The organism is Rhodococcus sp. P3_B8 (assembly GCF_056402775.1).
Map to the genome: position 1 here is coordinate 1 of NZ_JBFUGT010000177.1, position 13,149 is coordinate 13,149.

General features: G+C 69.0%; 12 protein-coding genes. 11 read left to right on the forward strand and 1 reads right to left on the reverse strand.

What is annotated here, in order from left to right:
• The first annotated feature begins 55 nt into the window (after positions 1-55).
• The 10 genes from AC1D1G_RS31625 (at position 56) to AC1D1G_RS31670 (ending at position 10,113) form a co-directional block, all read left to right on the forward strand.
• Positions 56-1,672 carry a Na+/H+ antiporter gene (locus AC1D1G_RS31625; RefSeq protein ID WP_418339464.1) on the forward strand — a complete coding sequence of 539 codons (1,617 nt, stop codon included), beginning with the start codon at positions 56-58 and terminating at the stop codon, positions 1,670-1,672.
• Entirely contained in the window at positions 1,669-2,916 is a 1,248-nt protein-coding gene (locus AC1D1G_RS31630) for a lipase family protein (RefSeq protein ID WP_477955134.1), read from the forward strand. The genes AC1D1G_RS31625 and AC1D1G_RS31630 overlap by 4 nt, the downstream gene beginning before the upstream one ends.
• The gene (locus AC1D1G_RS31635) at positions 2,913-3,278 is read left to right on the forward strand and encodes an MmcQ/YjbR family DNA-binding protein (protein WP_477955136.1); all 366 of its coding nucleotides are present in this window, start codon (positions 2,913-2,915) and stop codon (positions 3,276-3,278) included. Before AC1D1G_RS31630 ends, AC1D1G_RS31635 begins: the two co-directional genes overlap by 4 nt.
• Positions 3,275-4,483 (forward strand): sensor histidine kinase, encoded by a 1,209-nt coding sequence (locus AC1D1G_RS31640; protein ID WP_477955138.1) that lies wholly within the window; start codon positions 3,275-3,277, stop codon positions 4,481-4,483. The genes AC1D1G_RS31635 and AC1D1G_RS31640 overlap by 4 nt, the downstream gene beginning before the upstream one ends.
• Positions 4,484-4,516: 33 nt before the next feature.
• Positions 4,517-5,311, forward strand: a complete 795-nt coding sequence (locus AC1D1G_RS31645; protein WP_005244000.1) for a LytR/AlgR family response regulator transcription factor — start codon at positions 4,517-4,519, stop codon at positions 5,309-5,311.
• The gene (locus AC1D1G_RS31650) at positions 5,308-5,667 is read left to right on the forward strand and encodes a hypothetical protein (protein ID WP_317570957.1); all 360 of its coding nucleotides are present in this window, start codon (positions 5,308-5,310) and stop codon (positions 5,665-5,667) included. Before AC1D1G_RS31645 ends, AC1D1G_RS31650 begins: the two co-directional genes overlap by 4 nt.
• A gap of 7 nt (positions 5,668-5,674) precedes the next feature.
• Positions 5,675-7,432 (forward strand): sodium/solute symporter, encoded by a 1,758-nt coding sequence (locus AC1D1G_RS31655; protein WP_477955141.1) that lies wholly within the window; start codon positions 5,675-5,677, stop codon positions 7,430-7,432.
• Between the two features lie 184 nt (positions 7,433-7,616).
• Entirely contained in the window at positions 7,617-7,979 is a 363-nt protein-coding gene (locus tag AC1D1G_RS31660; RefSeq protein ID WP_105414256.1) for a DUF485 domain-containing protein, read from the forward strand.
• Entirely contained in the window at positions 7,976-9,610 is a 1,635-nt protein-coding gene (locus AC1D1G_RS31665) for a solute symporter family protein (protein WP_280778551.1), read from the forward strand. Before AC1D1G_RS31660 ends, AC1D1G_RS31665 begins: the two co-directional genes overlap by 4 nt.
• A 71-nt stretch (positions 9,611-9,681) precedes the next feature.
• Complete coding sequence (locus AC1D1G_RS31670; RefSeq protein WP_283351539.1) at positions 9,682-10,113, forward strand: type II toxin-antitoxin system Rv0910 family toxin; 432 nt, start codon at positions 9,682-9,684, stop codon at positions 10,111-10,113.
• Here the strand turns inward: AC1D1G_RS31670 and AC1D1G_RS31675 are convergent, their stop codons facing one another.
• Entirely contained in the window at positions 10,114-11,028 is a 915-nt protein-coding gene (locus AC1D1G_RS31675) for an ABC transporter substrate-binding protein (protein WP_283351540.1), read from the reverse strand. It abuts the gene before it with no gap.
• 88 nt (positions 11,029-11,116) lie between these two features.
• On the opposite strand from AC1D1G_RS31675, the gene AC1D1G_RS31680 reads away from it, so the two are divergent.
• On the forward strand, positions 11,117-13,149 hold a 2,033-nt coding region (locus tag AC1D1G_RS31680), incomplete at its 3' end, for an ATP-dependent DNA ligase (RefSeq protein ID WP_477955145.1).

Here is a 13,149-nt window from a genome sequence, read left to right on the forward strand (position 1 = left end):
GCGCGTCTTCGGAGATGACCCGCACACGGCGGGCGGGCGCGGCAGAATCGGTGTCGTGAACGGCGTCCTCGTGCTTCTCGTCATCATCGCGGCCATTGCCGTGACGAGTTTCGCGAAGCGCCGCGACCTCCAGGCGCCGCTGGTCCTCGTCACCATCGGGTCGGTGGCGTCGTTCATCCCCGGGATGCCGCGGCTCGAACTGGACCCGGACGCGATCCTCGGTGTGGTGCTGCCGCCGCTGCTGTACTCCGCGGCGCTCAAGTTCTCGGTGGCCACGTTCCGGCGCCACCTCGCACCGATTCTCCGGCTGGGGATCTTCACCGTCCTGGCGACCGCCATCGGGGTGGCCTTCTTCGCCAACTGGCTGGTCCCCGAATTCACCCTCGGCGCCGCGCTGGTCCTCGGCGCCGTCGTCGCGCCGACGGACGCGGTCAGTGCCGTCGCGGTCGGCCGCAGGCTCGGCCTGCCGAACCGGGTGATCGCAATCCTCACCGGCGAGGGACTCGTCAACGACGCCACCGCGTTGACCCTGTTCACCGTCGCCGTCTCTGCCGTCGTCGGGGCGAAGATCCCGGTCCATCCCGTCGTGTTCTTCGGCTACGAGGTGGTCGGCGGGGTCCTGATCGGGCTGGTGCTCGCCAAGATCGTCGAGTGGGTGCGCCACCGCATGTACGACTCCCCGCTGGAAACGGTGCTGGGGCTGATGCTCCCGTTCGCCGCGTACCTCGCCGCCGAGGAGGTGCACGCGTCCGGTGTGCTGTCGGTGGTCGCCGCGGGGTTCCTGATGGGGCACAAGGCCACCGACGCCTCCGTGGCCACCCGCATCCAGGAACGGTCGCTGTGGGAGAGCGTCGATCTCCTGCTCGAGATGTTCGTGTTCGCCTACATGGGACTGCAACTGAAGTTCGTCATCGACGACGTCCGCGACCAGGGCCTACCGGTGCACCACGTCTTCTTCTACGGCTTCGCAGTCCTCGCCGTGGTCATGGCGATACGGCCGGCGTGGATCCTGCTGCACTGGCTCCGCCGCCGAGTCGGGCTGGCGATCGAGGCGCCCGGCGGCTCGGTGGAACTCGGGTGGCGGGAAAGCCTCGTCGTGTCCTGGGCGGGGATGCGCGGGGTCGTCACCCTCGCCGCCGCGTCCGGTGTGCCCGTGGTGATCGCGAGCGGACAGCCGTTTCCGGGACGCGAGGTGATCCAGGCGATCGCGTTCGTCGTGGCCGTCGGCACTCTACTGATCCAAGGTGCCACCATGCCGCTGCTGATCCGGAAACTCGATCTGGCGGATCCCGGCGAACGCGAGCGCGAGGAGGAACAGGTGAAACTGGCCCGCGCGATCTCCCGCGACGCAGGCGAACGGGCGCTCGTCGACTTCACCGAACACCCGCCGGAGGGAATCGACCGAGCCGACCTGACCGACATCCTCGAACGGGTGCGGCGGTCGATGCGGGCCAGGCTCCAGGCCGAGGAGGCGGAGGACGCCGCGGAGAAGCAGCGGGCCGGCGCACTGTTCGACCACTACCGTCGCGCCGCCCTGCGCGCGCAGCGCGAGGCGATCATCGCCGCCCGCGACGCGGGAACGCTCGACGACGAGGTGATGCGTAGCGTGTTGGAAGGCCTCGATGTGGAGGAGGCAGCAGCCGAGGAGCGGGTGCGGAGACGTCGCGAATGAGGTGCGAGGTGGGTGTGCGTCCGGTGCGAACCGCCGTGGTCGCCCTTACCGCTGTCGTGGCGCTGACCGCCTGCGCCACGGACGAGGCGTCCCCGAGCCCGTCTCCCACAACTTCGGTGGCCGCGGATTCCGGTCCTGCCGGCTCTTCGGCGCCGACCGGCGATCAGCGTGGCGCGCTCACGAGCCAGGAGCCGGTGCCCGATATCGATCCGGCGATCACCGCCCTCGGCGCGACCGCCACCCGGGTCGTCTACCGGTCGACGTCCGGTGTCGACGGCGGCGGCTCGGAGGTCGTGGGCACGGTGTTCACTCCCGCCGGCCCCGCACCGGACGGCGGCAGGCCCGTCGTCACGGTCGGGCACGGCACCACCGGCGTCACCGACGAGTGCGCCCCCTCGTCGTCACCGACCCTGCTGGGCACGACGAACCTCGTCCGCCCGCTGCTGCAGCGGGGCTACGTCGTGACCGTCACCGACTACCAGGGACTCGGCACCGACGGCCCGCATCCCTACCTCGAACCCGACACCGCCGCCTACGACCTGATCGACGCGGTCCGGGCCGCGCGCAACGTGGTGCCGGAGGCGTCGACGCGCTGGGCGGCGATCGGGGTCTCGCAGGGCGGTCAGGCGTCGTGGTCCGCGGCCGAGCACGCCGAGAACTACGGCGACGGGCTCGAGTTCGTCGGCTCGGCGAACCTGTCACCCGCGGCCGATCTGTCGGGGATCGTCGCCGACGGGACCGTCGAACCACTGTCGTTGCCGCAGAAGATGTTCCTCCCGTACCTCCTCGAGGGACTGAAGGTGGTGCACCCCGAGCTGAATCCGGACGACTACATGCGCGGCGCCCTCGCCGCCACACCCGACGTCACGCTGTCGTGCGTCGCCGCGAAACTCCCCGAGAAGTGGACGGTGGCAACCCAACTCACCCCGGCTGACACGGGACCGCGGACGGAGGCCGACGCCGAGCGCATGCGAGGATGGCTCGAGGACATCGCCGTGCCGAAGAACGGCGCGGGCGGGCCGATGCTCGTCGTGGTGGGGGAGCGGGACAACCTCATTTTGCCGCAATGGACTTCGCAGGCCGTCGACCGCGCGTGCGCACTCGGCGACATCGTCGAGTTCGACTCCCGGCCCGGGGAAGGGCACGCCGACGGGCGCTCCGTCCCCGGCGCGGTGCAGTGGATCGCCGACCGCTTCGCCGACGTGCCCGCCCCCGACACGTGTCCCGAGGGAGGTACACCGTGAAGAAAGCCGACCTCGAACGGCTGCGGACGCTGTGCCTCGTCCTGCCCGAGGCGACGGAACGGGTCAGTCACGGCGAACCGGCGTGGTTCGTCCGCAAGGCGCCGCAGTTCGCGTCACTCGCCGACCGCCACCACGACGACCGGGTGGCGTTCTGGGCGGCGGCTCCGCCGGGCGCGCAGCAGGATTGGGTGCAGCGTGACCCCGGCAGGTTCTTCGTCCCGCCGTACGTCGGGGGACGCGGGTGGATCGGCGTCTATCTCGACGTCCCGCAGGACTGGGACGACGTCGCCGACATCGTCGAGGACGCCTACCGCGCCGTCGCCCCGAAAACCCTGATCGCCCGACTGGACGCCGGCGAATGACGGGAACCGTCGTCGCCGTCGTCGCGTTGCTCGTCCTCATTCCCGTCCTCGCGTTCACCGCCGTGTGGCTGCGCGCCCGGCGCGAGCTGACGACACCCACCGAACGGGCCGTTCACACGACCCTCCACACTGCGTCGCTGGCGGCGCGGCCGTTGCGGCGGGGGCTGGACGAGACGTCGGCGGAGGAGGCCGCGCCGCACCTTCGCCAGCTGACCGGCGCGCAGGCGCTGGGTGTCTTCGACGCCGGCGGTGACCTCCTCGCGTGGAGCGGACCGCACGAGGCCATGACCGAACAACTGCACGACGCGGCCGCCCGCGCCGTCGACGGGGAGCGTCGGGTGCTCGTCGCGTACGGCGGCCTCGTCCGGGGCGCGGGTGACAACGCGGTGCGAGGGTTGATCGCCCAGCCCCTGCTCATCGAGGCCATCGGCGTGGTCGGGGTCCTCGGCATCGTCACCACGGAAGACCCCGGCCCGGGCATGCTCGGCGCCGTCACGGAAGTCGCCCGGTACGCGTGCAGCCAGATCGAACTCGCCGACCTCGACGCGTCCCGCGCCCGACTCGACCGCGCCGAGGTCCGGGCGCTGCGCGCACAGATCAGCCCCCATTTCATCTACAACGCGCTGAACACGGTGGCGTCGTTCGTCCGCACCGACCCCGATCGCGCCCGGGAGCTGATCCTCGAGTTCGCCGACTTCACGCGGTACTCGTTCCGTTCGGCGGGGGAATTCACCCTGCTCGCCGACGAACTGCGCAACATCGACCGGTACCTCACCCTCGAGCGCGCCCGGTTCGGCGACGCCCTCGCCGTGAAATTGCAGGTGGCGCCGGAGGTGCTGAACGTGGTGCTGCCGTTCCTCGCGCTGCAACCGCTGGTCGAGAACGCGGTGCGGCACGGAATCGCCGCCAAACCGGACGGCGGCACCGTCAGCATCGTCGCCGCCGACGAGGGCACCGACTGCGTGATCAGCGTCGAGGACGACGGCGTCGGCATGGATCCAGAACTGCTGCGGTCGGGGTCGCTGGACTCGGTGGCCGAGACGTCGGGGGTGAAGGAGGCGGCGCACGTCGGGCTCGCCAACGTCGACGACCGCCTGCGCGCCGCGTTCGGCGACGACTACGGACTCGTGGTGGAGACCGCCCCCGGTGCGGGCACCAAGGTGAGCATGCGCGTCCCGAAGTTCCGGCGGGGGATCTCGACATGAACAGGGAGGGTCCGTGCGACGATTGCTGTCGTTGTGAACCACACTGACGACAAGTCTCCGGACGCACCCCTCACCGTGCTGGCCGTCGACGACGAGAAACCCGCCCTCGACGAGCTGGCGTTCCTGCTGCGCGCCCAGGACGCGGTCGGGGACATCCGGACCGCGGGAGATGCCACCACGGCGCTGCGCATCCTCCGCGACGGCGAGATCGACGCCGTCTTCCTCGACATCAACATGCCCGGACTCGACGGACTCGAGCTGGCCGGGATCCTCGCGAATTTCGCGTCCCCACCGCAGGTGGTGTTCGTGACCGCCCACGACGACCGGGCCGTCGCCGCATTCGACCTCGGAGCCGTCGACTATCTCCTCAAACCCCTGCGCGAGGAGCGGCTGGCGGAATCCGTGCGCCGCATCGTCGAGGGGCGCCGCAGGCGGGTCGACGCGGGACCGGCCGCCCCCACCGACGAGGTGATCCCGGTCGAACTCGGCGGTATCACCACACTCGTGCACCGGTCCTCCGTCGAGTGGGTCGAAGCGGACGGCGACTACGCCCGACTGCACACCGCGGACGGCTCCCACCTCGTCCGCATCCCCATCTCGGCGCTCGAGACGCGCTGGGCGGACGCCGGGTTCCTGCGGGTCCACCGCTCGTACCTCGTCGCGTTGCCGCGGGTCACCGGAATCCGGACCGTCGGCAACGGTCTCGTCGTGTGCCTCCGCGCGCACGGCGACCACCCGCCCGTCGAACTGCCTGTCAGCCGCAGGCACACGCGCATGCTCAAGGACCGGCTGGTCCGGGCGCCGAAGCAAACCTGGACCGCGCGATGAGTTCGCCCGAGCGGGTGCGGGTCGTCCTCGCCCAGCGCCGCGGTGCCCGGATCGTCCGCACCCGCGTCGAGGTGCAGGAACAGACCGCGGTCGGGGACGCGATGATCCGGGGACTCGTGCGCACCCAGCTCGTGCTGGCCATCCGGCTCGCGCTCCTCGCGGCGTGCCTGCTGTGCGCGGTGCCGCTCGTGATGTTCCTGTTCCCGGCGTTGTCCGACGTGGCGGTGCTGGGGGTCCGGCTGCCGTGGGTGGTGCTCGGGGCGCTCGTGTACCCGGTGCTCCTGACCACCGGCTGGATCTACGTGCGGCAGGCCGAGCGCAACGAACAGGAATTCGCCGACCTGGTGGACGACTGAGCATCCCGTGACCCCCGACCAACCCATTCCCTGGCTGACCCTGGCCGGGCTCGGCGCCGCCGCGATCGCGACGGTGGCCATCGGCATCTACGGAGTGCGGTTGGCGCGCACCACCTCCGACTTCCTCGTCGCGTCCCGCAGCGTCGGACCGCGGTGGAACGCCGCCGCCATCTCCGGCGAGTACCTCTCGGCCGCATCCTTTCTCGGCGTCGCCGGACTGATCGCGAAATACGGTGCGGACGCCCTCTGGTACCCGATCGGGTTCACGGCCGGCTACCTCGGGCTGCTGCTGTTCGTCGCCGCACCGCTGCGACGCTCCGGCGCGTACACGGTGCCCGACTTCGCCGAGTTCCGGCTCGGCTCCCGCCGGCTCCGCACCCTGGCGATGCTCGTCGTCGCCGCCGTCTGCGCGCTGTACCTCGTCCCGCAACTCCAGGGCGCAGGACTGACCCTGAACATCCTGCTCGGAGTGCCGACCTGGGTCGGGGCCGTCGTCGTCGGGCTCATCGTCATCGCCAACGTGGTGGGCGGCGGCATGCGGTCCATCACGTTCGTCCAGGCCTTCCAGTATTGGCTGAAACTCACCGCGGTCGCGATCCCGGCACTCGTGCTGTCGGTGTACTTCTTCGGCGACCACCACGAACTGGGCGCCGCCGCACCGCCCACCGTGAGCGAGCAGACCACCGTCGACATCACCACCGACGTCGTCGTGCAGGTGTCCGAACCGGTGACGGTCGGCGGGTCGGGGACGATCGACGGGGTCCCGGCCACCGGGGAGGTTCGCCTCGAGCCGGGCGAGCACCACCTCGGCGAGGGCACGTCGATGACCCTCGAGGCGGGCGCACCGGTTCCCGTGGTCGCGGGCGCTCCCGCCGACAACTCCGACTGGATCGCCCCCGGCTGGGGATTCGGCGGCGACCACCCGATGTACCAGGTGTACTCGCTGATCCTCGCCACCTTCCTCGGCACGCTCGGGCTGCCGCACGTGCTCGTCCGGTTCTACACCAACCCCGACGGGCGGGCCGCGCGGCTGACGTCGCTGGCCGTGGTCGGGCTGCTCGGAGTGTTCTACCTGTTCCCGACGCTGCTCGGGGTGTTCGCGCGGCTGTACGTGCCGCAGCTGCTCATCACCGGCACGTCCGACGCCGCGGTCCTGCTGCTGCCCGGCTCCGTGATCTCAGGGTGGGCCGGGCAACTCCTCGCCGCACTGGTGGCCGCCGGGGCCATCGCGGCGTTCCTGTCCACGTCGTCCGGTCTGCTCGTCAGCATCGCCGGGGTGCTCAGCACCGACGTCCTGCGCGGACGGATCCGGGACTTCCGCATCGCCGCAGTCCTGGCCGGGGCGGTGCCGCTGGTGCTGTCGCTGGCGGTGACGTCGCTGGACCTGTCGCGCACGGTGGGGCTGGTGTTCGCGGTCGCGGCGTCGACCCTCTGCCCGCTGCTCGTGCTCGGCATCTGGTGGCGTGGTCTGACCGCCGCCGGGGCTGGTGCCGGGATGGTCGCAGGCGGGCTCGTCGCCGGCTGTGCCGCCGGGATCTCGGTGCTCGGCGGCTTCACCGTCGACGTCTGGAACGGCTGGCCCGCGGCGATGGTCGCGTATCCGGCCGCCGTCAGCGTTCCTCTGGCCTTCGTCACGATGGTGCTGATCAGCAAGGTGACGAAGCGTCAGATTCCCGCCGACCTCAGCCGGATCTTCACCCGCATGCACGCCCCCGAGCGCCTCGAGGTGGGCTCCGACCGCGAGAGGGAGCTCCGCTCCCCGTGAGCCCTTTTGGTAGCTCCCGCAACCAGAAAGGCGCACGGGTGGCGGAGCCGCTTGTCGCGGTCGGGTGACCGTTCGGCGCACAGTCCGGCAGCTCGCCGTGTGACAGACACCACAACCTATTTCTGTGACTCAACTCTCACTAACGTCGGTAACCAGTTCACTTCACACGACCAAGGAGTCTGCAGTGACCACAGCCGATCTCAGTGAGGGCGCACCGCAGAAGCGGAGCGCTCCTGATGCGCAAGCCTTCGTAGACATGCAGGCGAGCCCCGAGTTCCAGGAGTTGCGACACCGCCTGCGTAGTTTCGTCTTCCCGATGACGGCGTTCTTCCTCGCCTGGTACGCGGCGTACGTCCTGCTGGCCACGTACGCGCCCGAGTTCATGGCCACCAAGGTGATCGGCAACATCAACCTCGGCATCATCCTCGGTCTCGGCCAGTTCGTGACCACGTTCGTGATCACCGCGCTGTACGTCAAGTTCGCCAACCGGGAACTCGACCCGCGCTCCGCCGCGATCCGCGACGAGCTGGAAGGACCCCTCAAGTGATCACCACGCTCGCAGTCGGCACCGACGTCGGCAACCCGCTCCTCAACATCGCCATCTTCGTGGCGTTCGTCGTGATCACGATGACCATCGTGATCCGGGCGAGCCGCACCACCAAGAAGGCCTCGGACTTCTACACCGGCGGCGGTCAGTTCTCCGGACCGCAGAACGGTTTCGCCATCGCCGGCGACTACCTGTCGGCCGCCTCGTTCCTCGGCATCGCCGGCGCCATCGCCGTGTACGGCTACGACGGCTTCCTGTACTCGGTCGGCTTCCTTGTCGCCTGGCTGGTGGCCCTGCTGCTGGTCGCGGAACTGCTCCGCAACACCGGCCGGTTCACGATGGCGGACGTGCTGAGCTTCCGCCTCAAGCAGCGTCCCGTGCGGATGGCCGCGGCGCTGTCCACACTGGTGGTCTCGTTGTTCTACCTGCTCGCGCAGATGGCAGGAGCCGGCGGACTCGTCGCCCTGCTGCTGAACATCGACGGCAAGGTCGGTCAGGGCGTCGTCGTCGCGGTCGTGGGTGTGCTGATGATCGTGTACGTGCTCGTCGGCGGCATGAAGGGCACCACCTACGTGCAGATGGTCAAGGCGGTGCTGTTGGTCGCCGGAGCCGGCATCATGTTCTTCCTCGTGCTGTTCGCGGTGCGCGGCAACTTCTCCCAGCTGCTCGCCGACGCCCAGGCGACGGTCAGCACTTCCACGAACGAGGCCATCGCGGGCCGCGACATCCTCGCTCCCGGCGCCAAGTACGGCATCAGCTCGATGAGCAAGCTCGACTTCATCTCGCTCGGCATCGCACTCGTCCTCGGCACCGCGGGCCTGCCGCACGTGCTGATGCGGTTCTACACCGTCCCCACCGCCAAGGAAGCCCGCCGCTCGGTCACCTGGGCGATCGGACTGATCGGCGCGTTCTACCTGTTCACGCTCGTCCTCGGCTACGGTGCCGCCAAGATGGTCGGCCCCGACGTCATCCTCGCAGCACCCGGCAAGGAGAACGCGGCGGCGCCGCTGCTCGCGTTCGAACTGGGCGGCACCATCTTCCTGGCGATCATCTCCGCGGTCGCGTTCGCAACGATCCTCGCGGTCGTGGCGGGGCTGGCGATCACGGCGTCCGCGTCGTTCGCCCACGACATCTACGCCAGCGTCATCAAGCGCGGACACGCGTCGGAAGAGTCCCAGGTGCGGGTTTCCCGGATCACGGTCGTCGTGATCGGTCTCGTGTCGATCGTCCTCGGCATCATGGCCATGGGCCAGAACATCGCGTTCCTGGTGGCGCTCGCCTTCGCGGTGGCTGCCTCGGCCAACCTGCCGACGCTGCTGTACTCGCTGTTCTGGAAGAAGTTCAACACCACCGGCGCCCTGTTCAGCATCTACGGCGGCCTGGTCAGCTGCCTCCTGCTGATCGCGTTCTCCCCGGCCGTGTCCGGCAAGCCGTCGTCGATGTTCCCGACCGCCGACTTCGACTACTTCCCGCTCGCCAACCCGGGCATCGTCTCCATCCCGCTGGCGTTCGTTCTCGGCATCGTCGGCACCTACATCGGCCGCGGCAAGGCGGAGGATCCCGCCAAGCAGGCCGAGATGGAGGTCCGCTCTCTCACCGGTGTCGGTGTGGAGAAGGCCGTCTCCCACTAATGCCTTCGGCCTGTGAGTACTTATTAACCGCCCGCGGTTAATAAGTACTCACAGGCCGTTAGGCTGCACCAATGGCGAAACTCACGGTCAAGACCGATGTTCCCCTCAGCCCCCAGGACACCTGGGACAAGGCCTCGAATCTGCAGGACTTCGACAAGTGGTTCGTCGTCCACGACGGCTGGCGCGGCGAACTTCCCGAGACCCTCACGGCCGGAACCGAGATCAGTTCCGTCGTGACGGTCAAGGGACTCCGCAACCGCGTGAAGTGGACGATCAAGGAGTACGACGCCCCGAACCGCATCGTTCTCAAGGGTGACGGCAAGGGCGGCGTGAAGCTCGGAATGGTGCTCGACGTCAAGGCGAAGGGCGACGCCTCCGAGGTGGCGTTCACCATCGAACTCGGTGGCGCACCGCTGTTCGGGCCCATCGGCTCGGGTGTCGCGAAGGCACTGAAGGGCGACATCGAGAAGTCCCTGAAGACGTTCGTCGACTTGTACGCCTGATCAGTCGAGGACGTGCGCGCCGCCGGTGTCGGTGATCCACTCGGCGGCAAGGGCGTCCAGCGTCCCGTCGGCGTAGAGCGAATCGACGGCCGCCGAGACGCACGCGGTGAGCGGGCTGTTCTTCTCCAGCACGAGGCCGAAGAATTCGGTGACGGCGTTGGGGCGCGGGAACTGCCCGACGAGGACACTGTCCTTCACCTCGTTGGCGGTGATCTGAAATCCGGTCGGGATGTCCACCACCAGCGCATCGATGTCGCCCGCGGCCAGGGCGGCCTTGGCATCGTCGGTGGTGGTGAAACTGACCGGCGCCTGGCGGGGCTGCACGGTCTCGGTGATGGCGTCGAAACTAGTGGACCCCACCTGCGCCCCGAGACGGAACGGCGCGAGGTCGGCGAGCGATTTGGCTCTCGCGGCGGGAGAGTTCTTCAGCGCCAGCACCGACTGCGTGACGGCGTAATAGGGCGAACTGAAATCGACCGTCTCGCGCCGGGTGTCGACGATCGTGAACTGGTCGATGGCGAAGTCGAAGTTCTTCTCGCCGGGCGCCAGCGCGTCGTTGAACCCGACTGTCTCGAATTGCACCTGGTCCGGACCGTATCCCAGCTTCTCGACCACTTCCCGGGCGACGGCGCCCTCGTAGCCCTTGCCGTTGGACGGGTCACCGTCGACGAACCACGGCTGGTACGACGGACTGTCGGTGGCGATGGTGACGACGCCGTCCCGCGCGGTGACGCCGCTGCCGGGGGCGCAGTCGCCGACCGCGCGGGTGGACGGAAGTTTGGTGAACGCTTCGGGAATCGTCGAGGCTTCGGCCTGGGCGTCGACCTCCGACGTGGTGTCGGTGGAGCAGGATCCGGCGAGCAATGTCAGTGCAGCGGATATGGCGGCGACGGCTGTCTTGGGACCTCGGTGCACCCCGCCATCTTGCCTGGCGGGTAGCGATCCGGCCAGCGAAGCGGCCGCGCGGCGCACAATATGTATGTATTGGCGGAGGGAGGCGCGCGTGGCCACTGCGGGAACCCGGCAACTGACGGTCGACGGACATCGCCTGTCCCTGACCAATCTCGGCAAGGTCCTCTACCCGGAATCGGAAACGACGAAGGGCGAGGTCATCGACTATTACACGCGGATCGCGCCCGCCATGCTTCCGCACGTCGTCGACCGCCCCGCCACCCGTAAACGCTGGCCCAACGGGGTGGACAGCGAGCCGTTCTTCGAGAAGAACCTTGCGGCCTCCGCACCGGCGTGGTTGGAGCGCCGTGCGATCGAGCACTCGGATCGGTCCGTGCACTATCCGCTCCTGAACTCGGTCGCGGCCCTGGCGTGGGCGGGGCAGCAGGCCGCACTCGAACTGCACGTGCCGCAGTGGCGGTTCGACGGACCACATCGGGGTCCCGCCACCCGGATCGTCTTCGACCTCGACCCCGGCCCCGGTGTGGGCCTGGCCGAATGCGCGGAGGTGGCACGGGCCGTGCGCGACCTGGTCGCGAACCTCGGCTGGACCGCGTACCCGGTCACCAGCGGCAGCAAGGGTATTCACCTGTACGTGCCGCTCGACCGGAAGCTGGACGGTTCGGGGGCGTCGACCGTAGCGAAGCAGGTGGCGACGGGACTGGAGAAGCTGCGGCCCGAACTCGTCACCGCCACCATGGCCAAGGCGGTGCGCGCGGGGAAGGTCTTCGTCGACTGGAGCCAGAACAATCCGTCCAAGACCACCATCGCGCCGTATTCGCTGCGGGGGCGCGCCCAGCCGTATGTGGCGGCGCCGCGGGGCTGGGACGAACTCGACGACCCCGACCTACGACAGTTGCGGTTCGAGGAAGTGCTCGAACGGTGGGAGTCGGACGGCGACCTGCTCGCCGGACTCGATCCGCCGATCGAGGACGACGCCACCCTCGCCGAGTACCGCCGCAAGCGTGATCCCGGACGGACACCCGAGCCGATGCCGGACACGGTGCAGCCGGGGGCGGGCAACAGCTTCGTCATCCAGGAACACCACGCCCGGCGTCTGCATTACGACCTGCGGCTCGAACGCGACGGGGTGCTGGTGTCGTGGGCGGTGCCGAAGAACGTGCCGACGACGACGGGGGAGAACCGGCTCGCCGTGCACACCGAGGATCACCCGCTCGAATATCTCACGTTCTCCGGGACCATCCCGAAGGGCGAGTACGGCGGCGGCGAGATGACCATCTGGGACACGGGAACCTATGACACCGAGAAGTGGCGGGACGACGAGGTGATCGTCCAGTTGCACGGCGAGCAGGTGGAGGGCCGGTTCGCGCTGATCCGCACGAAGGGCGACCAGTGGCTGATGCATCTGATGAAGGATCAGACACCGGGTGGGTCGCACACCTCCGAATTGCCGCGCGGACTGTCGCCGATGCTCGCGAGCCCCGGCACCCTCGACGGACTGGACGCCGACGAGTGGGCGTTCGAAGGGAAGTGGGACGGGATCAGGGTGATCGCCGAGATCGGTGGCGGCGAGCTGAAGCTGACGAGCCGGGCGGGCAACGACAAGACCCGCGACTACGCCCGATTAGGTTGGCTGGCAGACGCTCTCGGCGACCACGAGGTGGTCCTCGACGGTGAAGTGGTCGCGTTCGACGAGCGGGGTGTCGCGAACTTCGGCCTCCTGCAGCAGGGCAACGAGCCGCACTTCCTTGCGTTCGACGTGCTGTATCTCGACGGAGTGTCGTTGTTACGCAAGAAGTACACCGACCGGCGCCGCGTCCTCGAAGCCCTGGCGGCCAAGGTGGACGACCTGGTCGTTCCGCCGCAACTGCACGGGTCCGCGCAGGACGCTCTGGACGAGAGCCGCGGCAAGGGCTGGGAAGGTGTCGTGGCAAAACGCCGCGAGTCCGTGTACTTGCCGGGCAAGCGGGGGTCGAGCTGGATCAAGGTGAAGAACTGGCGCACACAGGAAGCGGTGATCGGCGGGTGGCGCCGGGGTCAGGGCGGGCGGTCCACGGGAATCGGGTCGGTCCTGCTCGGCGTCCCCGAGGACGGTGGGCTGCGCTACATCGGGCGCGTCGGAAC

Bases quoted from the DNA above. Each gene is read 5' to 3' on its own strand.
- AC1D1G_RS31630 (WP_477955134.1), top strand. From the start codon at position 1,669: ATGAGGTGCGAGGTGGGTGTGCGTCCGGTGCGAACCGCCGTGGTCGCC.
- AC1D1G_RS31640 (WP_477955138.1), top strand. From the start codon at position 3,275: ATGACGGGAACCGTCGTCGCCGTCGTCGCGTTGCTCGTCCTCATTCCC.
- AC1D1G_RS31650 (WP_317570957.1), top strand. From the start codon at position 5,308: ATGAGTTCGCCCGAGCGGGTGCGGGTCGTCCTCGCCCAGCGCCGCGGT.
- AC1D1G_RS31670 (WP_283351539.1), top strand. From the start codon at position 9,682: ATGGCGAAACTCACGGTCAAGACCGATGTTCCCCTCAGCCCCCAGGAC.